Here is a 22,132-nt window from a genome sequence, read left to right on the forward strand (position 1 = left end):
GGACATGCATACGGCCGTGCTCGGTCCTGACTGTACTCCGCGCACTTCATCAGATTGATGCCGCCTGGCGGAAGAAAACGCCGGTAAGTTTTATAAAGGAAACGACATGGATAACGATGATGTAATCACAACATTGAACGACCTGATCGAAACCACCAAGGATGGCGAAGACGGTTTTCGTGCTTGCGCGGACGATGCCAAGGATCCGACGCTCAAGGCCTTCTTTGCCAATCGTGCGCAAGCCTGCGCTGCTGCTGCCACCGAACTGCAGAATGCGGTGCGCTCGTATGGCGGCGACCCGGAAACCAGCGGCGGCCTGGGCGGTGCATTGCATCGCCGCTGGGTCGACATCAAGTCGATGATCACCGGTAAGGACGACAAGGCCGTGCTGCAGGAATGCGAACGTGGCGAAGATGTCGCCGTCTCCAGCTATCGCCGGGCACTGGAAAAGAACTTGCCGGTGGAAGTACGGACCATGATTGAACGCCAGTACCAGGGCGTGCTGCAGAATCATGACCAGGTAAAGAGCCTGCGCGACCAGTATCGCAGCGCATGAGAGGCGACCGGCCAGCGGACGCATCTCGTCGCAATACGCATTACGCGATGCAAGCGAAAGCTGACCGGTCTTTTCGCGCCGTCACCCCAGTAGAGTAAAATACCGGCCTGCCAATGCTCGCCCTCCGGCGTTGGCCCGGACCGCGGTCACTCTGCAAACACGCCGCGACAGTCCGTCCACACAGAATTTTTCCGGATTGCCCGCATGCTGCGACTGACCAACGTACAACTCCCGCTCGACCATCCCGAAGCCGACCTTCAGGCGGCCATTCTTTCCCGGTTGCAGATTCCCGCGGAACAGATGCTCGGCTATACCGTATTTCGGCGCGGCTATGATGCCCGCAAACGCAGCGCGATCAACCTGGTCTATACCATCGACGTCAATGTTCAGGACGAGTCCGTGGTACTGGCGCGTTTGCAGGGCGCCCCCAATATCACGGTCAGCCCCGACACCAGTTACAAATATGTCGCAAAGGCGCCCGCGGCGCTGCCGTTGCGACCGGTGGTCATCGGTTTCGGCCCCTGCGGCATCTTCGCGGCCCTGATCCTCGCGCAGATGGGATTTCGTCCCATCATTCTCGAACGCGGCAAGGTCGTGCGCGAACGTACCAAGGACACCTGGGGCCTGTGGCGCAAGCGTGAGTTGCACCCCGAGTCGAATGTGCAATTCGGCGAAGGCGGCGCGGGGACGTTTTCCGATGGCAAGCTGCATAGCCAGATTAAAGATCCCAAGCATTATGGCCGCAAGGTGCTGACCGAATTCGTGCAGGCGCATGCGCCTGAAGAAATCCTGTTCGTCAGCAAGCCGCATATCGGCACCTTCCGTTTGGTCAAGATGGTCGAGGCGATGCGCGAGACGATTGAATCGCTGGGCGGAGAATTCCGCTTCGAAGCCAAGGTCACCGACATCGAGATCGACAAGGGCCAGGTACGCGGCGTGGTACTCGAAAGCGGCGAGCGTATTGCAACCGAACACGTGGTGCTGGCGGTTGGTCATAGCGCGCGCGACACCTTCCAGATGCTGTATGACCGCGGCGTCTATATCGAAGCCAAGCCCTTCTCGATCGGCTTCCGTGCCGAGCATCCGCAATCGCTGATCGACCGCGCACGCTTCGGCAAATTTGCCGGCCACCCCTTGCTGGGTGCAGCCGATTACAAACTGGTACACCATGCGCGCAATGGCCGTTCGGTCTATAGCTTCTGCATGTGCCCCGGCGGCACCGTGGTTGCCGCCACTTCGGAGCCGGAACGTGTGGTCACCAACGGCATGAGCCAGTATTCACGCAACGAGCGTAATGCCAACAGCGGAATCGTGGTGGGCATCACGCCCGAGGATTATCCCGGCCACCCGCTGGCCGGCATCGATTTCCAGCGCGAACTGGAGTCACGTGCCTATGTGCTGGGCGGACGCAACTACAATGCACCGGGCCAGCTGATCGGCGATTTCATCGCCGGCAAACCATCCACTGAATTCGGCACGGTGCAACCATCCTACAAGCCGGGCGTGACACTGACCGACCTCGGCCCTTCGCTGCCAGACTATGCGATCGAAGCAATGCGCGAAGCATTTCCGGCGTTCGACCGCCAGATCAGGGGCTACGCCATGCGCGACGCGGTGTTGACGGGCGTAGAAACACGCACCTCGTCGCCGATACGCATCAAGCGCCAGGAAAATTTCCAGAGCATGAATACGGTTGGCCTTTTCCCTGCTGGTGAAGGCGCAGGCTATGCCGGCGGCATTTTGTCCGCAGGCGTCGACGGCATCAAGGTAGCGGAAGCGGTCGCGCTGAGCATCATGGGCAATACCGATGTGCGCGGCGGCGGCCATGCCGGTGAGCTGATGTATTGAGCCCTGATTGTCAGAAACCCTATCATCCGCATGTCTCGGTCGTCATGTTGATTGGTGCGCTTAGTCCACCTCCAGGGTCTGCAGTTCGGCTTTCGGTACTCCGTTGCTTACTTCAAGAAACGCCAGCGAAATCGGCAAGCGAAAGCGACGTGGACCGGCGCTACCTGGATTGACGTAGAGCACGCCTTTTTCCTTTTTTACCGATGGCTTGTGCGAATGGCCGGAGATGACGACCTTGATGCCCGCCGCCGCCGGATCGATATCGAGCTCATGCAGGTCGTGCACGACATAGATTTTCACCCCGTCCACCTCGATCACTTCCTTCTCGCGTAGCGCCATTGCCCAGTCGCCCCGATCATTGTTGCCGCGCACCGCGATCACCGGCGCGATCTCTTCCAGCTGCTCCAGTACTTTTGCATTGCAGATATCGCCGGCATGGATGATGCGGCTCACACCGTTCAGCGCGAAGCGTGCCTCCGGTCGCAGCAGCCCATGGGTATCTGAAATCAAACCTATGCGTTGTGTCTCCATAGTTACCAACAAATTGCAAGGAACAAAATGGTATGCACTTGCAAGATGCATACCTTGACCTGACCTGCGCGGTCACCCAGATGCATATGCACGTCGCACGCAAACAACCGAAATATGCTTTAATGTCCTATCGAATAATGCATAAGCTTATTTACTTTTTGATTCGACAAATGGACAAGCAAAGCGTTTTCACCCGCATGTTGGGTTGTTGTCGCAGTCGGCCTGGGAAGGCGACTCGCTGACGCGCACGCGCACGTTTTTTTGTCGACACCCCATGGCCGCAGCGTTGAAAAACCTGCGGCCATGTTGTTTTTCCACTGTGATAACAAAAGGAAAAACGCAAAGGAATCCGATGAGCAGATTACAAAGCAGACCAGCCACAGCCGTAGTACCGTTTCCATCCGGGAAAGCTGAGGAAAAACAAGTCGATGCACCAACAGCTGCCATGATCTGGCAGGACATCCATGCCGCTGCGGTTGAGGTGGCGCAGCACGAAGCGTTCCTGCAGCCACGACTGCAGGCATTGGTGCTGGCCCATGCCGGGCTGGCCGGCGCCATGGCCGCAGTACTGGCGCGGCGGCTGGCCAGCGCCGATATGGACGAGCAAGCCTTGCATGCCTTGTTTTCCGATGTTATCGACAATGAGGTGACGGCGCGCATTGCGGCTGATCTCTTCGCGGTGAGAACCCGCGATCCCGCCTGCGGTGATTATCTGCATGTGCTGCTGAACCTGAAGGGTTTCCAGGCCTTGCAGACTTACCGCATCGCCCATGCGCTGTGGCTGCAGCACAGGCAGGCGCTGGCACACGCGCTTGCTAATCAGGCATCGCTGGTATTTGCCGTCGATATCCATCCCGCTGCGCGTATCGGTTGCGGGGTAATGTTCGACCATGGTACCGGGATCGTGATCGGCGAAACGACGCTCATCGAAGACAATGTCTCCATTCTGCAGAACGTCACACTGGGCGGCACCGGCAAGGAGCATGGCGACCGTCATCCCAAGATCCGCAGTGGCGTGATGATTGGGGCGGGCGCAAAAATACTGGGCAATATCGAAGTCGGTACGATGAGCAAGGTGGCTGCGGGCAGCGTCGTCCTGCGTCCGGTGCCGCCGCATTGCACCGTTGCCGGCGTGCCGGCGCGCGTGGTTCGCCATCATCTCGACCAGGCTTGTCCTTCGGCGGAAATGGACCAGACAATTTGAGTGACTAGTTTGCTCACGCAACAATCATGCGCCGGCTTTGCTGTTCCAGCAGTTCGGTAAAGGCTTCAGCCGATACGGGTTTGCTGTAGTAATAGCCCTGCGCCGACGGACAGCCGTGGCTCTGCAGGAAATCGACCTGTTCCAGGGTTTCGACCCCTTCCGCCAGCACCTTGAGCCGCAGACTGTTGGCCATGGAAATGATGGCAGTGACCAGTGCGGTGTCATTGGAATCCTGACCGATGCCGTTGACAAAGGAGCGGTCAATCTTGAGCGCATCCACCGGAAAGCGTTGCAGGTAAGCGAGGCTTGAATACCCGGTGCCGAAATCGTCGATCGACAGCTTGATACCCATGCCGGACAAGCGCTTCAAGGTTGCGACGTTGTCTTCGGTGCGCTGCATCAGGATGCCTTCCGTGATTTCCAGGTCAAGCCGGTTGGCAGGAATTCCTGTGTCGTTCAGCACATCGATGATCATGTCCTGAAAATTCGGCTGGAAGAACTGGCGTGGCGACAGATTGACTGCCATGACCAGATCGGTGTAACCGCTTTCATGCCAGCGTTTGAGCTGCTCGCAAGCTTGTCGCAAGACCCATTCGCCAATGGGCAAAATCAGTCCGGTCTCTTCGGCGATGGTGATGAATTCATTGCAGGCAACCGGTGTATCGCCATTGCGCTTCCAGCGCAGCAAGGCTTCGGCAGAAAAAATGGTGCCCGTTTCCAGATCAACCTGTGGCTGGTAAAACAGGGTGAACTCTTCCCGCGCCAGAGCATGGCGCAGGGCGTTCGTTAACTGATGGCGGCGTTGTGCCGCCTTGTTCAGGCTTTGTGTGAAGAACTGGTAGTTGGCCCGGCCTTTTTCTTTTGCATAATACATCGCCGTGTCTGCGGTACGCATCAATGTCTCGACATCCTTGCCGTCGTCGGGGAACAGGCTAATGCCGATACTGCCGGAAATGTGCAATTCATGGTCACCGCAGTGAAATGGCGCATCGAGGGCGTCGAGTACTTTTTGCGCGACCATCGCCACATCGCCGCAATCGCCTATCAGCGGCAGGGCCAGCACGAATTCATCGCCGCCCAGGCGTGCCACGCTGTCGCCTTGACGCACGCAATGCAGCAGGCGCTCGGCGACATGGCGCAGCAGGCAGTCGCCGACCTCATGACCGAGCGAATCGTTGATATGCTTGAAGTAATCGAGGTCGATGAACATGACCGCGACCTGTGTCTCCGTGCGTCCACCGTGCGCAAGCGCCTGCTGCAGGCGGTCACGCAGCAATGCACGATTCGGCAAGCCTGTCAGCCCGTCATGATCCGCCATGTAGCGGATACGTTCTTCGGCGCGCTTGTGCTCGCTCAGGTCGAGCACAAAAGCAACCCCCGTCTTCTGACGGCGACTGATGACTGCGCCGCCGATCAGGATCGGTACCCGTGTGCCATCCTTGCGCAGGTATTCCTTTTCATAGGGTGTGAAGCGGCCCGTCTCGCGCAATTCGGCCAGCCCGCGTTCGGTTTGCGCCTGGTACTCGGGCGTGGATAGCTGATCCCATCGTACCTCTCCCGCTTGTACCTCTTCCTGGGTATAGCCGAGCAGGCGTAGAAAAGCGTCATTGGCTTCGGCGATCCTGCCATCCGCTTCCCAAAAATAGACGCCGATGATGTTGGCTTCGACCAGGCGCCGCATACGGACTTCATTGCGGCGCAATGTCACTTCGATGCGTCGTCTTTCTTCGATTTCGGCGACCAGTTGTGCGTTGGCACGCGCCAGTTCCCCGGTGCGTAACGCGACTCTTTCTTCGAGCAAGTCGTAGGCATGTTGGAGATAGGTTTCAATTTCCTGACGCAATGCAACTTCACGCTGCAGCATATCGTTCTGTTCAGCAAGCTTGCGCTGTGCCGCACGTAAAGCGAGGTGGGTATTGATGCGTGCCAGCACTTCGTCGAGCTGGAAAGGCTTGGTGATGTAGTCGACGCCACCTGCAGTAAATCCGGCGAGTTTATCCGCGCTTTCCGACAGGGCGGTCATGAAGATGACGGGCACATCGCGCAAGTCTTCGTTTTCCTTCAGCCGGCGGCAGGTGGTAAAGCCATCAATGCCAGGCATCATGACATCGAGCAGGATCAGATCCGGCAGCACGAACTGTACGCGGCGCAGCGCTTCCTCGCCATCTTGCGCAACCAGCACGCGGTCGCCACGCTCTTCCAGTACCTGCGCAAGCAAGGCCAGATTGGCCGGCGTGTCGTCGACCATGAGAATGGTATGGGCAGAGGTGACGTCTGGTTCCGGGACATTCATGCAGTGATCCCCATTGCAGACAACTTCCGGTGATTGATTTGCGTGGTCTGCTTGGTATATAGGATGCGCCGTGGGGGAGCAGGAACTGCAATCTTATTCGGTGAATGCAATGAGCTGGTCATGTAGTTGCGGAAGGTGAGTGAAACTTGCATCCGTCAATGCTGCAGCCGAGCTGCTGCCACTTGCTGCCTACCTATATCGCCGCACTCCGTGACTCCGTGCAGTCACCGGAAAAGCAAGACGGGACGTTTGCCGCACGGAGAGGCACATCCACGCCCGGCGCAGCCATTAGATGCAACGCAGCACGGGGAGTTCAGGCCGCTTTCCCCACGACGGCTGTCAACATGCTGACCGATCCGAGATCCATGCCATCGACGGCAATGCTGACGTCTTCATCATCGCGTCGCGCGCCGGCAATGTAAAGGAGCGGCAGGAAATGTTCCGGCGTGGGAACGGATAAGGCGGCATCGTCTCCCCAAGCGGCGTAGTCGACCAGTTTATCGTTGTCGCCCTGCATCAATGCGTCGCGTACCTGCGTATTGAAACGCTCGGCCCAGTCGTAGCCTTGCGTCGTTCCCCGCCGCATGGTTCGCAGATTGTGCACCACGTCGCCGCTCGCCATCAGCAATACGCCCTCGTCGCGCAGGACCGACAGGCGGCGACCGAGTTCGAGATGGAACGCATTTGGCTGCGTAGCATCGATGCTGAGCTGAACAACCGGTATGTCGGCTTTCGGAAACGCTTTTACCAGTACCGACCATGTCCCGTGATCCAGCCCCCATTCCGTATCAAGCTGAACCGGCACAGGCGATAACAAGGATTGTATCCGCCGCGCCAGTGCCGGGTCGCCGGGCGCCGGATACCGGATGTCGAACAATTCCTGCGGAAAGCCCCCGAAATCATGGATGGTCGGTGGATATTCCATCGCGGTCACTGCGGTACCTTTGGTGTACCAATGTGCGGAAACCGCGACGATGGCGCGTGGGCGCGGCATGTTGAGTCCGATCTGTTCCCAAGCCCTGGTGTAAGCATTGTCGTCGAGCGCATTCATCGGGCTGCCATGGCCGAAAAAGATGGCCGGCATGCGAATGTGAGAAGTGTTGGTCATGATCTTCCTTCCGTTGATCTCTTGCTGTCCGGCCACGCTGAAAAAGCGGGCCGACACGTCGAATGAATACCCGTCAGGCCGTCTGCAACCGGTCAGACGCTTGCCGACGTACGATGTTCGAAAGGGCTAGCGCACCATCGCCCAGCAATGCCACCACGACGGCGCTTGCTACCAGAAAGGCAGGATATTCCCAGCCACCATTCTTTGCGGTGAAGAGCCAGCCGTTGCCGATATGCACCGATAGTGCGCCCAACAGTACCGGCAGCGACACCACGGCCGCCACGCGCGAATGGAAGCCGACGATCATCGCGGCACCGGCAAGCAATTCGATGGCGGTAACTGGATAGGCCATCCAGCCGGGAAAGCCCTGGCTGGCAAAAAAGCCGACGGTGCCAGGCATGGTGAAGACAAAAACCTTCAGCAGACCGTGGGCCAGCAGGGCGATGCCCAAGGTGATACGGAGAAAGCTGGCCGCGTAGAGCGAGAGGGATTGTTGCTGGCTGTTCATGATCGTCCTTTCAAATAGGGGTAATTTTTGCGATGTCCTGTTGTCACCGCTGCATCGATGGACGTACTGTAAGCTTTTTCATTTTCCTGAAAAATACGGCTATGAGAAAATAATTATTCCGATATGCGGAAATATAGGGAAATCAGGAGGCGGAATGGATCTATTTCAATCGATGAAGGTATTTGCCAAGGTCGCGGAAATCGGCAGTCTGTCCGGAGCCGCGCGTGCGCTCGACATGTCGAATCCGTCGGTTACCCGCCACATCGGCGACCTTGAGGCATATCTGAATGCGCGCCTGTTCAACCGGACCACACGCCGCCTGAGCCTGACCGAAGCCGGTAGCGATTATCTCGAACGTTGCAGGCAGCTACTGCAGGACCTGGAAGAAGCGACACTGGCGGCCGGCAGCAGTGCCGCCAAACCCACCGGTACCCTGCGTATCAGCGCACCGGTGTCGTTTGCCGTCAATCACCTGGGACGGGTATTGGGCGAGTACGGACAGCGCTATCCCGACGTCGCGCTCGATATCACCTTGTCTGACCGCATGGTTGACCTGGTGGATGAAGGATTCGATCTGGCGATCCGCATCAGCCGCATACGCGACTCCGCACTGGTGGCACGGCAATTCGCATCGGCACGCAGCATGGTCTGCGCCTCGCCTTCCTACCTGAAAAAACAGGGTACGCCGCGTGTGCCGGAAGACCTGGCGAGCCATACCTGCCTGAGCTACAGCTATCAGGCGACACGCGGCGAATGGCACTTCAGCCGCAAGGGCAAGACGCATATAGCGAAGGTCAAAGGTACGATCAATGCGAACAACGGCGACTTGTTGCGCGAAGCGGCAATTGCCGGCATGGGGATCATCGTGCAGCCTTCCTTCATCGTCGCCGACGCGTTGCGCAGCAAAACGCTGGTACCGCTACTGACCGACTATGACATGGCGTCGCTGCCGATTTATGCGGTCTATCCGAGCCGGCGGCACTTGTCGGCCAAAGTGCGTACCTTTGTTGATTTCCTGCTGGAGCGATTTGGCGAGAACCCCGAATGGGAACGCAATCTGCCAGCTTAAGCGGCGTGCATTGTCGCAGCCGTCACGCACCAACACGCAGTTCTCATCCACGCGATCTTGCCGCTGGTTCCTTCCTTTCGCAAATCCCCGACGGCCCGACTTCATGCACCAGCACGCCGGCACCTTCCGGCGCGCGGATACGCCAGGCACCATGTTCGATGGCACGCATGGCATCCTGATAGCCCTGATCCCAGCGCCATTCAATCGAGCCGCGCGAAAAATTGATGTCCTTGGACGCCATCTGCCAGTCGCGGCCCGCATAGGCGAGTTGCACGATGTGGATGGTCGACTCGTCTCCGATCGCATCGATTTCCTGCTGTTCGGCCGTGCTGAGTGCGCCGTCCGGCAGCTTGGCGCGCAGCATGCGGACAGTGCGCCGCAATTTGTGTTCGCGCAGGTAAGCGTCGATATGGCGCTGCGAACGCGACGCGAACATCACATCCTTTTGTCGCGTCTGCACCTGCTCCAGTGTCTTCGGTTCCGGTCCGTCCGCACTCCACAGATCGACCATGAAACACACGGTATCGACGCGCGGCTCGTCGGCAAGCACGGTCTCCAGCGGGGTATTGGAATACAAGCCGCCGTCCCAGTACAGTTCGCCATCGATGCGCACCGGCGGAAAACCCGGCGGCAACGCGCCGCTTGCCATGATGTGCGGGATGCCAACCCGCTGCTGCGATGTGTCGAAATTGTCGAGCAGGCCGCAGCTGACACGGATTGCGCTGACAGTCAGGCGAATGCCTTCCGGACTGTTGAGGTAGTCCAGATCGACCAGGCGGGCCAGTGTATTTTGCAGGGGGCCGGTATCGAAGAAGCTGGCGGTCTCCGGCGGCACCTGCCAGCCGAGGGCAAAGGGATTGCCCCAGCGCGGCAAAAAGAATCCCGGAACGCCTTGCGTCATCGCATTCCAGGTGGTCAGCATGGTGTTGAAATGGCGTACCGAATCCGGCACGCTGCGCATATCGAGCAAGTCGTTTTGCGCCACTTCGTTCCAGAACTGTCGCACGCGCGTAAGGCGATTTGCGCGCTCATTCCCCGCAATCAGTGCCGCATTGATAGCGCCGATCGAGGTCCCGACGACCCAGTCCGGTGTCAGACCGTGCTCGTGCAAGGCCTGGTACACGCCGGCCTGGTAAGCGCCGAGCGCGCCGCCGCCCTGCAGCACCAGCACAATGCGCGGCCTGGCGCCGATTGTGGCAATCGTTGTCGCCATATGGCTTTCCTTACTGGTATGGCTGCGCACCACACCGGTGCGCAGCAGATGGCCGACTCAGGTCTATTCAGGCCTTGCTCAAGCCAGACGTTGCTCAAGCCTTACGCAGGCCTTCCGCGACCATCGCGGCCCGAACGGCGGGACGTGCGCCGACGCGCTCGAAGAAGGCATGCACGGCGGGCCAGCGTGCAAGATCCAGCTTCACGTGCCGTGCCCAGGCCAGCACGGTAAACAGATAGGCGTCGGCGACCGTGAATTGCGCACCGGTCAGGTAATCGCGGCCCTGCAATTGCTTGTCCAGCCATTCAAAACGTGTTGCCAGCGTATCCAGCGCGGTTTTTTTCGTTTCATCCGGCGTGGTCGGCTTGAACAACGGAGAGAAGGCTTTGTGTACTTCAGTCGAAATAAAGTTCAGCCACTCCATCAGGCGATAGCGCTCCATGGTGCCCACTTGGGGGACCAACTGTTTTTCCGGCATCTGGTCGGCAAGGTATTGCACGATCGCCGGTCCTTCGGTCAGCACTTCACCATTATCGAGTTGCAGTGCAGGCACATAGCCCTTGGGGTTGATCTGCAAGTAGTCGCCGCCGCTCGCGGTTTTCTTGTCTGCAAGATTGACCTTTTCAGTGTCGTATTGCATGCCGAGTTCCTGCAGCACGATATGTGGCGACAGCGAACAGGCGCCAGGGGAAAAGTACAGTTTCATGCAATTGCTCCTTGAGGAATGATGCGCGGACGAGTTGGGTTTAATGCATATCAAATTGTGAACTCGTTGACAGTCTTGATGGTAGCCTAGAGTGCAGAATCGTGCTGCTGACCTCGCGCATCCCACGTATGCAAACGAAGGTCGTGCACCCTATAATGAATTTCCATTATAAAAACGAGACGGAGACAATGAACGCCCCTCACCACGCCCCTCATTACGCGCATTGGCCAACGGGCCTGCCCCATGCGATCACAACCCCGGCGACCAGTGTCTATGTGAACCTGCAGGTAGCCGCGATGCGCTATCCCGACAAGCCGGCCATCATCTTCTACGACACCGTGCTCAGCTATGCGCAAGTGCATGACGAAGTGCTGGCGCTTGCCGGCTACCTGCAGCAGGTCTGCGGCGTCAAGCGCGGCGATCGCGTGTTGCTGAACATGCAGAACAGCCCGCAGTTCATCATCGCGTATTACGCCATCATGCGCGCGGATGCGATGGTGGTGCCGGTCAATCCCATGCTGATGACCGATGAGTTGCAGCATTATGTCGACGACAGCGGTGCGACAACTGCGCTGGTGTCGCAGGAAATCTTTTCGCGCATTGCACCGCTGGTCGGCAATAGCAGCCTGTCGCAAGTAGTCGTTGCCGCTTATTCCGATTACCTGATTTCGCCCACCGACCTCAACGTGCCGGATTTTGTACGTGCGCCTTACGGTGTGGCCGCTGCACCAGGTGTCGTGTCGTGGAAAGAAGCGCTCGCCGCGCGCCATGCCCTGCGGCCGCATGAAGCGGGGCCGGATGATCTCGCTTGCATGCCCTATACCTCGGGCACGACCGGCAAGCCCAAGGGTTGTGTGCATACGCACAGCTCGGTGATGTTCAACGCGGTGGCGAGTCCGACCTGGTCGGGGCCGATGACGCCGGATCATGTCACGCTGGCGGTGCTGCCGTTCTTCCATGTGACCGGCATGCAGTCCGTAATGAATGCCATGATTTACACCGGCGGTGCGATTGTGGTGTTGCCACGCTGGGACCGGGATGCGGCCGGTCAGCTGATTACGCGCTACAAGGTGACGACATGGACACTCATCCCGACCATGATGATCGACTTCCTGTCGAATCCGCGTCTGGCCGAATATGACATCTCGCGTTTGCAGCGGGTGTCGGGCGGTGGTGCGGCGATGCCGGCGGCGATTGCACAGAAGCTGCTTGACCTCACCGGGCAGAAGTACATGGAAGGCTATGGGCTGTCGGAGACGATGGCGGCTTCGCATGTGAATCCGCCGAATCATATGAAGCAACAGTGCCTGGGCGTGCCTTACCTGAATGTGGATTCACGGGTCGTCGATCCGGTAACGCTGAAGGAAGTGCCGCAGGGCGAGACAGGCGAGATCTGGATTCATGGACCGCAGGTGTTCCAGGGCTACTGGAACGATCCGAAGAAGACGGCGGAAGCGTTTGCCGAGCTGGATGGGAAGCGGTTCTTCCGTTCGGGTGATCTGGGGTATATGGACGAGGAGGGATATTTCTTCTTTACCGATCGCCTGAAGCGGATGATTAATGCGAGTGGCTTCAAGGTGTGGCCGGCGGAGGTGGAGTCGATGATGTATCAGCATCCGGCGGTGCAGGAGTGCTGCATTATCGCGGCGCGTGATGCGTATCGCGGGGAGACGGTGAAGGCGGTGATCGTCAGGCGGCCCGGGGTTGAGGTGACGGGGGAGGATATTACCAAGTGGGCGCAGGAGAAGATGGCGGCGTATAAGGTGCCGAAGGTGGTGGAGTTTGTGGAGGCGTTGCCGAAGTCGGCTACGGGGAAGGTGATGTGGAGGAGTTTGCAGGAGAAGGAGATGGAGAAGCAGGGGTAGGGGTTGGGCTTTTCTATCGTTCTTTTTTCTTCGGTGATTCAGTACTGTTAGTTCTTCGAACGAGCTTGCCGGGACTGGCCCCGGCGGGCCACCTCCTTTCTTTGCTTCGCCAAAGAAAGGAGGCAAAGAAAGGCGACCCCGGTTCGCCGCCCTTCGGGTACCCAAAAGAGCGCGGGCCAAAACGGGAAGCGAAACAAACTCGCCTGCGGCTCAGACAGGTTTCGCTTCTTTATCCGTTTTGGCCTGCGCTCTTTTGGCGTCTGCACAGGGGATTCTTTAAACCCATCCCCACCCTAACCCTCCCCTTGAATGGGAGGGAACTTCGGCTCGCTCGCTGCGCATCGCATTGCTGATTGCTGATTGCTGATTGCTGATTGCTGATTGCTGATTGCTGATTGCTGATTGCCGCCGCGGGCGCTCTCTGCTGATGGCACTTCTTAGGACGGCAATCCATCCTTACTGCCTTCCATCATCAAGAACGTTCCCTCCCTTTCAAGGGGAGGGCTAGGGTGGGGATGGGTTCAACCGCACAAATTCAAATCGCCCAACACTTGTCATTCCACCAGCACCACCGCCCAATGCCGTCACCCCTCGCCAGACCGGCGTAAAATACCCCCTCAGCCATCCGCCGTTTCCCCATGACCATCCTGCTGTCCACCCTCAACGCCCGCTATACGCACGCCTCGCTTGGCCTGCGTTACCTGCTTGCCAATATGGGCGATTTGCGTGAAACCACACAGTTGCAGGAATTCGTGATCGGTGCAAAAACCACCGACGTCGTCGAACGCCTGCTCGCCCACCAGCCACGCATCATCGGCTTCGGCGTGTATATTTGGAATGTCGAGGAAACCACACGCGTGGTCGCGCTGCTCAAGCGCGTGGCGCCGCAGGTGACGGTCGTGCTCGGTGGTCCAGAGGTATCGTATGAATCCCAGGAGCAGCACATCGTGCAACTGGCCGACTACCTGGTCACTGGCTGGGGCGATGTGACTTTTCCTGCGCTGTGCCGGCAAATCCTGCGTGGCCCCAAACCGCTGATGAAAATCCATGCTGGCGTGCAACCGCCACTGGATGAGATCAAGCTGCCGTATGCTGACTATACCGACCAGGATATTGCCCATCGCACGCTTTACGTCGAGGCTTCGCGCGGTTGTCCGTTCAAATGTGAATTCTGCCTGTCTTCACTCGACAAGACTGCGTGGCCATTCGACCTCGATGCCTTCCTTGTCGAGCTCGAATCGCTGCATGCGCGCGGCGCGCGGTTGTTCAAATTCGTCGATCGCACTTTCAACCTGAATATCAAGGCCAGCCTGAGGATCATGCAATTCTTCCTCGACAAGCTGGCCGCGCATCCGGACGATCCGGTGTTCGCGCATTTCGAAGTCGTGCCCGATCATTTGCCGGATGCATTGAAGGAAGCAATCCAGCAATTTCCACCGGGGACGCTGCAGTTTGAAATCGGTATCCAGAGTTTCAATCCGGAAGTCCAAGGCATCATCAGCCGCAAGCAAAATAATGACAAGTCCGCCGCCAACATCCGCTGGCTGCGCGAACACTCGCATGCGCACCTGCATGTGGACCTGATCGCCGGCTTGCCAGAGGAGGACCTCGACAGTTTTGCGCGCGGTTTCGACCAGCTGGTGGCGCTGGCGCCGCATGAGATCCAGTTCGGCATCCTCAAGCGCCTGCGCGGCACGCCCATCATCCGGCATACCCAGGCCTATGGCATGGTGTTCGATCCGTATCCGCCTTACACCATCCTCGCGACCGACCGCATCGACTTCGCCACCATGCAGCGGCTGGTGCGCTTTGCGCGCTACTGGGACCTGGTTGCCAATTCGGGGCGCTTTGCCAATACGCTACCGGTGGTTCTGGGCAATGTACCGTTTGCCAATTTCATGGCGCTGTCGGACTGGCTGTATGCACACACCGACGCAACCCATCGTATCGCACTCGACAAACTCGCCGCGCTGGTCACGCAATGGCTGTGCAGCCGTGGCATGGCTGCCGAAGATGCGGCAGCGCTGGTAGACAGCGACTATGCGGGACAGGCGCACAAGGCCAAGCCAAAAGCGGATGCCAAGGCGATCAAAGTCGACGCCGCCCCGCAGCGCCAGGCACGGCATCTCGCGGCCTGATCTGACTTTTTAAAGGCAGAATCTCAGGGTACGACCGACTGCAGTTTTTCCGGGTTGCGCGTGATGTAGATAGCCTTGATCAAGCCATCGGGACCGCCTTCAAGCGCGATGGTTTGTACCGGAACGCCCTCTGTCGTGTAGACGATGAAGCCGGGCATGCCGTTGACCAGCGACGGGCGCATGCCATACCGTGTCTTATCGTAGTTGCGGGTAAAGCCGATCAATACCTTGGCAATCAGATCACGGCCGTGCAGCGGCTTCGGCACCGCCGTGACGCGACCGCCACCATCCGATACAAATACCGCATCCTGCGTCAGGACCTGTGCCAGTGCAGCGATGTCGCCGTCGCGGATCGCATTGGCAAATGCCGTGGCGAGCCGGGTGCCTTCAGCGGGACTGACCTTGAAGGCAGGACGGTTGGCATGCACGTTGGTGCGCGCCCGTGAGGCCAGCTGGCGGCAGGCCGCTTCCGTACGGCCGAGGGCGGATGCGACTTCGGCAAAGTCCATGTCGAACACGTCATGCAGCAGGAAAGCCGCACGTTCCAGCGGCGACAGCCTTTCCAGCGTCAACATGAAGGCAATCGACAAATCCTGCGCCAGTTCATGCGCTGCTTCGGGGCCGGGCTGGAACGGCGTATCGTCGTCGACCACCGGTTCCGGCAGCCACGCGCCGATATAGACTTCGCGTTGCGCCTGGGCCGATTTCAGCCGGTCCAGGCAGAGCCGCGTTACGGTGCGCGACAGGAAGGCGCGCGGATTGTCGACCTGCTTGCGATCGGTGGATTGCCAGCGCAGCCACGCATCCTGTACTGCATCTTCGGCCTCGGCGCGGGTGCCGAGCATGCGATAGGCGAGCGCCCGCAAATGCCGCCGGTGCGACTCGAACTCGAGCACGTCCTGCTGTGTGACGGTCGCGCTCATGCCGGTGTTGCCGACGCGGCGGTCGTCGGTTCGAGGTGGTCCCGGAGATGCGTCTCCACGCAGCCGACGCGTAGCCGTGCACATGCCTGGCCGTGGCCGAGTGCATATTTCATCGTGGGATAGAGCCGGGCCGAAGTGATTGCCATGGCCAGAGTGACTACAGCGCGTTTTCCCCAGCGAGCGGCAATCTGCTCGCGCAAGGCGTCGGCGGCAAGATCATGTGCGAGCACCGCACGCGTGAAGCGTGCAACCAGCGCTGCATCCTCACCCATGGCGGTTTCGTCACCGCTGATAATGCCGCGCAGGACCTCGGCGCTGACACCTTCGCGCTCGGCCATGCTTACCGACAATTGCGCGCACGGTCCGCAATCTTCGGCCATGGTGGCGATAATCTTCGCCGCATACCAGACCGCGGCCGGGACATCCTGGCGAAAGCTCGACATCTTCATTACCGGAATGAAGCGCCGGGCAGCCGGCCAGCTGATGTCCATCATGTCATGAATGTAGCTGGCGTCGTAATCATAAGCCCGCTCAAAAGCGGCGAGCTGGCGGTGTGCTATCCATTGCAGCATTGCAGTTCTCCTGATGGCCTGATGAAAGCCTTGCCGGCACTCCGGATAACATCCGGTATTGCATCTCATGTCGGTTGTGACACTGACGGGCGCGGAATATTTATCCTACCTTATCCATGGGCGGTCAATTCTTTTCGCATGGACTGGCCGGCACGATGTTCACCTCGGCCCGCGGGTGGACATCGACTGAATAAACCTGCCGCACCGGCCATGCAAGCCAGACCGCCGCCAACGGCAACAGGAACACGCCGGGCAGATCGCGCAGGAAATGGGACATGCTGAAGGTGCCGGTCACGGCTTCGCCGACGTGCACCAGGGCATGTAGCAGCAGAAACGCGCTACCCGTCAACGCCGCAGGCCAGGCGCGCGAGTCACGCGAGAACCAGGCAAATGCCGCGCCGGCGCACAGGTAGGCGCAGCCGATGTCGCGGACAAAGTGCACGTTCAGCGGGCCGGTGCCGGTGACACCCGGAATCAGTTGATACCATAGCGGCGGCACGAACAGCATCGCGGCGCCATTGCCGGCAAGGATCAGTGCGAGCAGCAGACAGGCGATGGTACGGGTTGACATGGAAGCCTCGTTTTCAAGCTGGTACAGACAAGACGAGGCAGCGGGCGGACTTGTGACATGCCGGTGACGATGCCGGCATACATTGCATCAGGGAAAGCGCGTATTCGTATTCAAGTGGCGCCGGTTCGCCATTCCTCCAGTAACTGGCGCGCGTTCTGGTCCAGATCGGACAAGGGTAACGATCTGGTTTTGTGGAAAATCATGAGCGCATACACGGTAGCCAGCGCGTTGACTTCGGGCGACAAGGCGCGTTCCTCGCCGCTGGAAGGGCGCAGCGTGCGCCAGTAATTGATCGCTTGTTCGAGTTCGGGAAGAGTAATGTCCATGCGGCTATTGTAAAACACTAAACACCTGGCACAGTCGGTGCAGGAATAGACCGGCCAAGCACTCTCGGTTTCTTATTCCCTTGTTATCATCAAAGCCCTGTTCGCCGGCACCGATAACATTGCCGGCACCCTGCACCGGATAAACATAAAGGCCAGAGATGACACCAGTAATAGAGCAAAGCAAGACCGTTACAGGCAAGAGCGCCATCATCACCGCGGCGTCTCGCGGCATGGGTGCGGCATGCGCCCGAGAACTCGCCGCGCGCGGGTACGACGTTGTCCTGATGTCACGGTCGGAAGAGATCCATGCACTCGCTGCTGAACTGGGTGGCATTGCGATGCAAGGATCAAGCGACAATGCCGATGACCTGCAAAACCTGGTCGGACTGGCGATAGAAAAGCACGGGCGAATCGATGCGGTCGTCAACAACACCGGCCATCCGAAAAAAGGCCCCTTGCTGGAACTGGCCGATGCCGACTGGCATGCCGGACTTGACTTGCTCTTGCTCAATGTCGTGAGGATGACCCGCCTTGTTACGCCGGTCATGCAGGCACAGGGCGGCGGTGCGATCGTCAATATTTCCACCTTTGCCGCATTCGAACCGTCGGCGCGCTTTCCGATTTCCGCAACATTGCGCGCCGCACTTGCAAGCTACACCAAGATCTATGCGGACGAGGTGGCAAAGTTGAATATCCGCATCAACAATGTCTTGCCCGGCTATGTCGATTCCATCGCTCAGGACGAGGCGACGATCGCCCAAATTCCAATGGGACGCCAGGCCGGCAAGGAAGAAATCGCCAAAACCGTCGCCTTCTTATTGTCGACCGACGCGGGATATATTACTGGCCAGAATCTGCGGGTTGACGGTGGCATTACCCGCTCGGTGTAAACACAGGTTAACTGTGCTCTCGAATCCCGGGCTGGGATTCACGCTAAACCAAGCGGGTTGGATATTGTCTGACCTCGCTGAAAATATCGTCTTGCCGACCTATCGCTCCGACTACTCTCATCGCCACCTGCCTTCAACCCCGCGGCGTCAGCAAGAAAAGGAAAAGCGCAGTAATGAATTCTGCAGACAAACAACCCGCCGATCTTTCTCTTCTCGCATGCGAGAGCGAGCCGATACATATCCCCGGCGCCATACAGCCTTTCGGCATATTGTTGACGATAGACCCGGATAAGCTTGCCATCAGCAACAGTAGTGAGAACGTCGCTTCCCTATGGGGCATCGCGGCTCCGGACCTGCTCGGCCGCAGCTTTACAGATTTTGTATCGCCGTCAGCGGTTGCAGCAGTCAGGGAATATCTGCGCCATCCACGCCTGAAGGAACAAAGTCCCTTGCGGCTGAAGCTTGCATTCAGCCATGAAAATGGGAATGACTGGGAGTTGTTTGTGCATGAATATTTCGGCATCCAGTATCTCGAAATCGAACCGGTAAGCAGTGAGCGGACCAATGCGTCGCCGTTATCCTTCCACCTGCAATTACGCGATGCGATCCAGGCGCTCCAGCGTGCCGGCAGCCTGGAGGAGCTTTGCCGTACCGCTGCGGAACAGGTGCGCGTCATCACCGGTTTCGACCGCGTGATGATCTACCGTTTTGATGAAGACTGGCATGGCGAAGTGATTGCGGAAGCACGCAGCAAACAAGTCGCTTCCTATCTGGGACACCATTTCCCCGCCTCCGATATTCCAGCGCAGGCACGCGCGGTGTTCCTGCAAAACTGGCTACGCATGATCCCCGATATCAGCTATACGCCATCAAAGATCTATCCCGGCCGGCATCCCGCGACGGGCGCGCCACTGGATCTCGGCAAGGCACAGTTGCGCAGCGTCTCGCCGATCCACCTCGAATACCTGGCAAACATGCAGGTGCGGGCAAGCCTGACAGTGTCGCTGATCAATGACGGGCAGTTGTGGGGCTTGATCGCCTGCCATCATGCGCATCCCTTGCTGGTCGATTCCGATACGCGCCTTGCCGCACAACTCATCGGCCAGCATGTGTCATCGCATATCCGGACCAAGACCGACCTCGGTGAACTCGATTACCGGGTACAGCTGGAATGGGTCCGCATGGCCTTGCTGCGGCATATGGAAAAACAGGAGAACCTTGCTCAGGCCCTGGTACAGCATGCACCCGGCATCGTGGAACTTGTTGCCGCCCAGGGAGCGGCAATCGCTGATGGCGGCGAATGGGTCGTGTCCGGAAAGACGCCTGCGGTGGCGGACATCGAAGGCATCGTGTCCTGGCTGATCGAGACGCATGCCGACAAGCCTATCTTCCAGACAAACAGCCTGCCAACCGTCCATCCACCAGCGGCGGCCTACAAAGATGTGGCCAGCGGTTTGCTGGCGATTTCGATTGCGCCGTCGCAAAGAAATTACATTCTGTTGTTCCGTCCCGAGATCGAAACCTTCATTACCTGGGCCGGAGAACCGGCCAAGGCGGTAAGGGAGACTGCACAGCAAACCACACTGCATCCGCGTGAATCCTTCCAGTCCTGGAAGCAGGAAGTACGGGGCAAGTCCTTGCCATGGGTCCAAGCTGAAATCCAGGCGGCCAACAACCTGCGCATGGATGTGCTTGCGCAGGCCTTGCGTCGCGAGTTCAGAAAGGAACAGGCGGCACGCAAAAGAGCGGAACAGCTGACGCGTGAAAAGGAGGAAATGGTGATGGTTGTTTCCCATGACCTGCGTACGCCATTAAGCATTACCAAGATGGGATTCGACTTCTTGCAGCAGTTCAAGACGGACCTGGAGCCTGCCGCGCAAAGAACCATCGAACGTGGCGTCCGTGCGGCGAGCGCGATGGAAAATCTGATCTCCAACATCCTCGACATGGCCAAGATCGAAGCGGGAACGCTGGACCTGGTCTTGCACGACGAAGACGCTGAACAACTGGTCAGGGAAGCGGTCGATTTTTCGCTACCGCTCGCCGCCGCAAAAGGGATCAGCTTGTCAGTCAATGTGCAGCAAACCGGCTGCACGGCTTATTGCGAAAAGAGCCGGATCTTCCAGGTGCTCGACAACCTGATCGGCAATGCACTGAAATTTACCGCCGCCGGCGGCCAGGTCACGGTGTCGATTGAAGGATGTGACAAGAGTGTGACTTTTTGCGTTTCGGATACCGGTGAAGGTATTCCGGCGCAAAACCTGGAAAAGATTTTTGATCGTTTCTGGCAAGCGGAACTGACCAGGCGGCTGGGTACAGGGCTGGGTTTGTCCATTGCCAAAGCCATTATTGAACAGCACAACGGAAGAATCTGGGCGGAGAGCGAGGTCGGTGTGGGAACGCGGTTTTATTTCACGTTGCCTAATTCCAATCCCAACCTCAATCCCAACCCATAACGCGTCTTACTGCTTCGCCATGAATTGTTCGAGTCGCTGGCAGCCTTCCTCCAGCCGGTCAAGCGAACTGGCGAAGCACCAGCGGATATAGCCTTCGCCTTCCGGTCCGAAAGCGCTGCCTGGCGCCAGTCCCACCCGCGCCTCAGTCACGAGACGTTTGCACAACGCCAGCGTATCGTCGACGCCATCGACCCGGAAAAACAGGTACATCGCGCCCTTGGACTTGGGTGCGGTAATGCCTCGCATCGCATTGAGCCGGGTGTACAGGAAGTCGCGCGCCGCGTGATAGCGCTCGACGGTATGCGCGATGATTTCTTCGCCGCGTTCCACCGCGACAATGCCGCCGCGTTGCACGAATCCCGGTGCACAGGACGTGTTGTATTCAATCAGCTTGCCCAGATCAGCCATCAACGGCTGCGGTGCCACGACCCAGCCAAGTCGCCAGCCGGTCATCAGCCAGGATTTTGAAAAGCTGTTGGCCGATACCAGCCGGTCCTGCTCGTCAGCCAGATCCAGGAAGGACGGCGCGCAGGAACGGGTTCCCGGTTCGCCGGGTTCTATATCGTAGACCAGTCGCTCATACACGTCATCAGACAGGATCCAGATGCCATGCTGCCGGCAATGCGCGAGGATGATTTCCTGCTGCTCGCGGCTAATGACCCAGCCAGTCGGATTGTTCGGCGAGTTGATCAGCACGGCGCGCGTGCCGGGCGTCAGCGCATCCAGCAATTGCTGGACATCCAGTTCCCAGGTCTGGCCAAAGCGCAGCGGTACCTTGACTACTTCCGCGCCGAGGATTTTCGGAATTTCGACGAGGTTCGGCCACAGCGGCGTCACCGCTACCACACGGTCGCCAGGCTGGATAATCAGCTGTGACAACAGCATCAATGCCGATACGCCCGACGATGTCACTGCGACGCGACTCATATCGGTCGGCTTGTGCAGCCGCGACACATAAGCTGCAATCGCTTCGCGCAGCGGCGGGATGCCGAAGTTGTGGGTATAGAACGTATCGCCCGCGTCCAGTGATGCCTTTGCCGCATCCCGAATGAACGCCGGCGTTTCCTGGTCCGGTTCGCCGAACCAGAACGGAAGCACATCGGACAGGCCGATGCCGGCGTTGGCGACTTCACGGATGCGCGATGCGCCCAGAGCCTGCACGGCGGAACGCGCAGCGGGCGGAGTAGTGCGATTCAAAAGCATAGGACGATACGGTTGGCAAGGTCGACAACGAAGGAAGGACGCAGGTAAGCGACAAACGCAAGCGCTAGCACGGAGGCACCAAGGGCACCGAGGAGCAACTGGATGACACGCTTGCGAAGCGTGTTGTTGCTATTACTGTTTTGCATGCTGTT

20 protein-coding genes are annotated in these 22,132 nt (G+C 58.7%); 8 read left to right on the forward strand and 12 right to left on the reverse strand.

The genetic code is table 11. From position 1 onward, the window contains the following. The first annotated feature begins 106 nt into the window (after positions 1 to 106). Positions 107 to 556: a PA2169 family four-helix-bundle protein gene (locus tag ACFQUU_RS10320; protein WP_382246503.1), complete on the forward strand. Its 450-nt coding sequence runs from the start codon at positions 107 to 109 to the stop codon at positions 554 to 556. A gap of 204 nt (positions 557 to 760) precedes the next feature. Continuing rightward, positions 761 to 2,404 (forward strand): NAD(P)/FAD-dependent oxidoreductase, encoded by a 1,644-nt coding sequence (locus ACFQUU_RS10325; protein WP_382246506.1) that lies wholly within the window; start codon positions 761 to 763, stop codon positions 2,402 to 2,404. Positions 2,405 to 2,464: 60 nt separating this feature from the next. Here the strand turns inward: ACFQUU_RS10325 and ACFQUU_RS10330 are convergent, their stop codons facing one another. Further along, positions 2,465 to 2,935 (reverse strand): metallophosphoesterase family protein, encoded by a 471-nt coding sequence (locus tag ACFQUU_RS10330; protein ID WP_382246508.1) that lies wholly within the window; start codon positions 2,933 to 2,935, stop codon positions 2,465 to 2,467. 352 nt (positions 2,936 to 3,287) lie between these two features. Between ACFQUU_RS10330 and cysE the strand changes: the two genes are divergently transcribed. Continuing rightward, complete coding sequence (gene cysE, locus ACFQUU_RS10335) at positions 3,288 to 4,139, forward strand: serine O-acetyltransferase (protein ID WP_382246511.1); 852 nt, start codon at positions 3,288 to 3,290, stop codon at positions 4,137 to 4,139. A gap of 13 nt (positions 4,140 to 4,152) precedes the next feature. On the opposite strand, the gene ACFQUU_RS10340 is transcribed toward cysE, so the two are convergent. From ACFQUU_RS10340 to ACFQUU_RS10350, 3 genes are all read right to left on the reverse strand, one after another. Then, positions 4,153 to 6,432, reverse strand: coding sequence for an EAL domain-containing protein (locus ACFQUU_RS10340; RefSeq protein ID WP_382246513.1), 2,280 nt, complete (start codon positions 6,430 to 6,432; stop codon positions 4,153 to 4,155). 313 nt (positions 6,433 to 6,745) lie between these two features. Then, entirely contained in the window at positions 6,746 to 7,540 is a 795-nt protein-coding gene (ygiD, locus tag ACFQUU_RS10345) for a 4,5-DOPA dioxygenase extradiol (protein ID WP_382246516.1), read from the reverse strand. A 73-nt stretch (positions 7,541 to 7,613) separates the two neighbouring features. Further along, positions 7,614 to 8,048: a DoxX family protein gene (locus ACFQUU_RS10350; RefSeq protein ID WP_382246519.1), complete on the reverse strand. Its 435-nt coding sequence runs from the start codon at positions 8,046 to 8,048 to the stop codon at positions 7,614 to 7,616. 154 nt (positions 8,049 to 8,202) lie between these two features. Between ACFQUU_RS10350 and ACFQUU_RS10355 the strand changes: the two genes are divergently transcribed. Then, positions 8,203 to 9,117, forward strand: coding sequence for a LysR family transcriptional regulator (locus ACFQUU_RS10355; RefSeq protein ID WP_382246522.1), 915 nt, complete (start codon positions 8,203 to 8,205; stop codon positions 9,115 to 9,117). A 43-nt stretch (positions 9,118 to 9,160) separates the two neighbouring features. Here ACFQUU_RS10355 and ACFQUU_RS10360 read toward each other — a convergent pair whose 3' ends face one another. Beyond that, on the reverse strand, positions 9,161 to 10,330 hold the full coding sequence (locus ACFQUU_RS10360) for a patatin-like phospholipase family protein (RefSeq protein WP_382246525.1): 1,170 nt from the start codon (positions 10,328 to 10,330) through the stop codon (positions 9,161 to 9,163). Positions 10,331 to 10,424: 94 nt separating this feature from the next. Beyond that, complete coding sequence (gstA, locus tag ACFQUU_RS10365; RefSeq protein ID WP_382246528.1) at positions 10,425 to 11,036, reverse strand: glutathione transferase GstA; 612 nt, start codon at positions 11,034 to 11,036, stop codon at positions 10,425 to 10,427. Positions 11,037 to 11,224: 188 nt separating this feature from the next. Between gstA and ACFQUU_RS10370 the strand changes: the two genes are divergently transcribed. Continuing rightward, a complete protein-coding gene (locus ACFQUU_RS10370; RefSeq protein ID WP_382246531.1) occupies positions 11,225 to 12,901 on the forward strand; it encodes a long-chain fatty acid--CoA ligase in 1,677 nt (558 codons plus the stop codon). 638 nt (positions 12,902 to 13,539) lie between these two features. Further along, entirely contained in the window at positions 13,540 to 15,039 is a 1,500-nt protein-coding gene (locus ACFQUU_RS10375; RefSeq protein WP_382246534.1) for a DUF4080 domain-containing protein, read from the forward strand. Positions 15,040 to 15,062: 23 nt separating this feature from the next. Here ACFQUU_RS10375 and ACFQUU_RS10380 read toward each other — a convergent pair whose 3' ends face one another. The 4 genes from ACFQUU_RS10380 to ACFQUU_RS10395 all read right to left on the reverse strand — a co-directional run bounded on the left by ACFQUU_RS10380 (position 15,063) and on the right by ACFQUU_RS10395 (position 17,431). Continuing rightward, a complete protein-coding gene (locus ACFQUU_RS10380) occupies positions 15,063 to 15,962 on the reverse strand; it encodes a sigma-70 family RNA polymerase sigma factor (protein WP_382246537.1) in 900 nt (299 codons plus the stop codon). Beyond that, entirely contained in the window at positions 15,959 to 16,534 is a 576-nt protein-coding gene (locus ACFQUU_RS10385; RefSeq protein WP_382246540.1) for a hypothetical protein, read from the reverse strand. The genes ACFQUU_RS10380 and ACFQUU_RS10385 overlap by 4 nt, the downstream gene beginning before the upstream one ends. A 124-nt stretch (positions 16,535 to 16,658) precedes the next feature. After that, positions 16,659 to 17,105, reverse strand: coding sequence for a hypothetical protein (locus ACFQUU_RS10390; protein ID WP_382246543.1), 447 nt, complete (start codon positions 17,103 to 17,105; stop codon positions 16,659 to 16,661). A gap of 110 nt (positions 17,106 to 17,215) precedes the next feature. Further along, a complete protein-coding gene (locus ACFQUU_RS10395; protein ID WP_382246546.1) occupies positions 17,216 to 17,431 on the reverse strand; it encodes a DUF3717 domain-containing protein in 216 nt (71 codons plus the stop codon). A gap of 158 nt (positions 17,432 to 17,589) precedes the next feature. On the opposite strand from ACFQUU_RS10395, the gene ACFQUU_RS10400 reads away from it, so the two are divergent. Both ACFQUU_RS10400 and ACFQUU_RS10405 read left to right on the forward strand, forming a co-directional pair. Beyond that, positions 17,590 to 18,321 carry an SDR family oxidoreductase gene (locus tag ACFQUU_RS10400; RefSeq protein ID WP_382246549.1) on the forward strand — a complete coding sequence of 244 codons (732 nt, stop codon included), beginning with the start codon at positions 17,590 to 17,592 and terminating at the stop codon, positions 18,319 to 18,321. Positions 18,322 to 18,494: 173 nt separating this feature from the next. Further along, positions 18,495 to 20,777 carry an ATP-binding protein gene (locus ACFQUU_RS10405; protein WP_382246552.1) on the forward strand — a complete coding sequence of 761 codons (2,283 nt, stop codon included), beginning with the start codon at positions 18,495 to 18,497 and terminating at the stop codon, positions 20,775 to 20,777. Between the two features lie 6 nt (positions 20,778 to 20,783). On the opposite strand, the gene ACFQUU_RS10410 is transcribed toward ACFQUU_RS10405, so the two are convergent. Both ACFQUU_RS10410 and ACFQUU_RS10415 read right to left on the reverse strand, forming a co-directional pair. Next, on the reverse strand, positions 20,784 to 21,980 hold the full coding sequence (locus ACFQUU_RS10410) for a pyridoxal phosphate-dependent aminotransferase (protein ID WP_382246555.1): 1,197 nt from the start codon (positions 21,978 to 21,980) through the stop codon (positions 20,784 to 20,786). Then, positions 21,971 to 22,126 carry a hypothetical protein gene (locus ACFQUU_RS10415; RefSeq protein WP_382246558.1) on the reverse strand — a complete coding sequence of 52 codons (156 nt, stop codon included), beginning with the start codon at positions 22,124 to 22,126 and terminating at the stop codon, positions 21,971 to 21,973. The genes ACFQUU_RS10410 and ACFQUU_RS10415 overlap by 10 nt, the downstream gene beginning before the upstream one ends. Positions 22,127 to 22,132 lie beyond the last annotated feature (6 nt).

It is taken from the genome of Herbaspirillum sp. GCM10030257 (genome assembly GCF_042666555.1).
Classification (GTDB): Bacteria; Pseudomonadota; Gammaproteobacteria; order Burkholderiales; family Burkholderiaceae_D; genus Noviherbaspirillum.

Excerpts from the sequence above, each read along its gene's own strand:
- ACFQUU_RS10340 (WP_382246513.1), bottom strand. The coding sequence starts at position 6,432 with ATGAATGTCCCGGAACCAGACGTCACCTCTGCCCATACCATTCTCATG.
- ACFQUU_RS10415 (WP_382246558.1), bottom strand. The coding sequence starts at position 22,126 with ATGCAAAACAGTAATAGCAACAACACGCTTCGCAAGCGTGTCATCCAG.
- ACFQUU_RS10410 (WP_382246555.1), bottom strand. The coding sequence starts at position 21,980 with ATGCTTTTGAATCGCACTACTCCGCCCGCTGCGCGTTCCGCCGTGCAG.
- ACFQUU_RS10320 (WP_382246503.1), top strand. The coding sequence starts at position 107 with ATGGATAACGATGATGTAATCACAACATTGAACGACCTGATCGAAACC.
- ACFQUU_RS10385 (WP_382246540.1), bottom strand. The coding sequence starts at position 16,534 with ATGCTGCAATGGATAGCACACCGCCAGCTCGCCGCTTTTGAGCGGGCT.
- ACFQUU_RS10400 (WP_382246549.1), top strand. The coding sequence starts at position 17,590 with ATGACACCAGTAATAGAGCAAAGCAAGACCGTTACAGGCAAGAGCGCC.
- ACFQUU_RS10325 (WP_382246506.1), top strand. The coding sequence starts at position 761 with ATGCTGCGACTGACCAACGTACAACTCCCGCTCGACCATCCCGAAGCC.
- ACFQUU_RS10360 (WP_382246525.1), bottom strand. The coding sequence starts at position 10,330 with ATGGCGACAACGATTGCCACAATCGGCGCCAGGCCGCGCATTGTGCTG.
- gstA (WP_382246528.1), bottom strand. The coding sequence starts at position 11,036 with ATGAAACTGTACTTTTCCCCTGGCGCCTGTTCGCTGTCGCCACATATC.
- ACFQUU_RS10395 (WP_382246546.1), bottom strand. The coding sequence starts at position 17,431 with ATGGACATTACTCTTCCCGAACTCGAACAAGCGATCAATTACTGGCGC.
- cysE (WP_382246511.1), top strand. The coding sequence starts at position 3,288 with ATGAGCAGATTACAAAGCAGACCAGCCACAGCCGTAGTACCGTTTCCA.
- ACFQUU_RS10330 (WP_382246508.1), bottom strand. The coding sequence starts at position 2,935 with ATGGAGACACAACGCATAGGTTTGATTTCAGATACCCATGGGCTGCTG.
- ACFQUU_RS10375 (WP_382246534.1), top strand. The coding sequence starts at position 13,540 with ATGACCATCCTGCTGTCCACCCTCAACGCCCGCTATACGCACGCCTCG.
- ACFQUU_RS10405 (WP_382246552.1), top strand. The coding sequence starts at position 18,495 with ATGAATTCTGCAGACAAACAACCCGCCGATCTTTCTCTTCTCGCATGC.
- ACFQUU_RS10390 (WP_382246543.1), bottom strand. The coding sequence starts at position 17,105 with ATGTCAACCCGTACCATCGCCTGTCTGCTGCTCGCACTGATCCTTGCC.
- ygiD (WP_382246516.1), bottom strand. The coding sequence starts at position 7,540 with ATGACCAACACTTCTCACATTCGCATGCCGGCCATCTTTTTCGGCCAT.
- ACFQUU_RS10350 (WP_382246519.1), bottom strand. The coding sequence starts at position 8,048 with ATGAACAGCCAGCAACAATCCCTCTCGCTCTACGCGGCCAGCTTTCTC.
- ACFQUU_RS10355 (WP_382246522.1), top strand. The coding sequence starts at position 8,203 with ATGGATCTATTTCAATCGATGAAGGTATTTGCCAAGGTCGCGGAAATC.
- ACFQUU_RS10380 (WP_382246537.1), bottom strand. The coding sequence starts at position 15,962 with ATGAGCGCGACCGTCACACAGCAGGACGTGCTCGAGTTCGAGTCGCAC.
- ACFQUU_RS10370 (WP_382246531.1), top strand. The coding sequence starts at position 11,225 with ATGAACGCCCCTCACCACGCCCCTCATTACGCGCATTGGCCAACGGGC.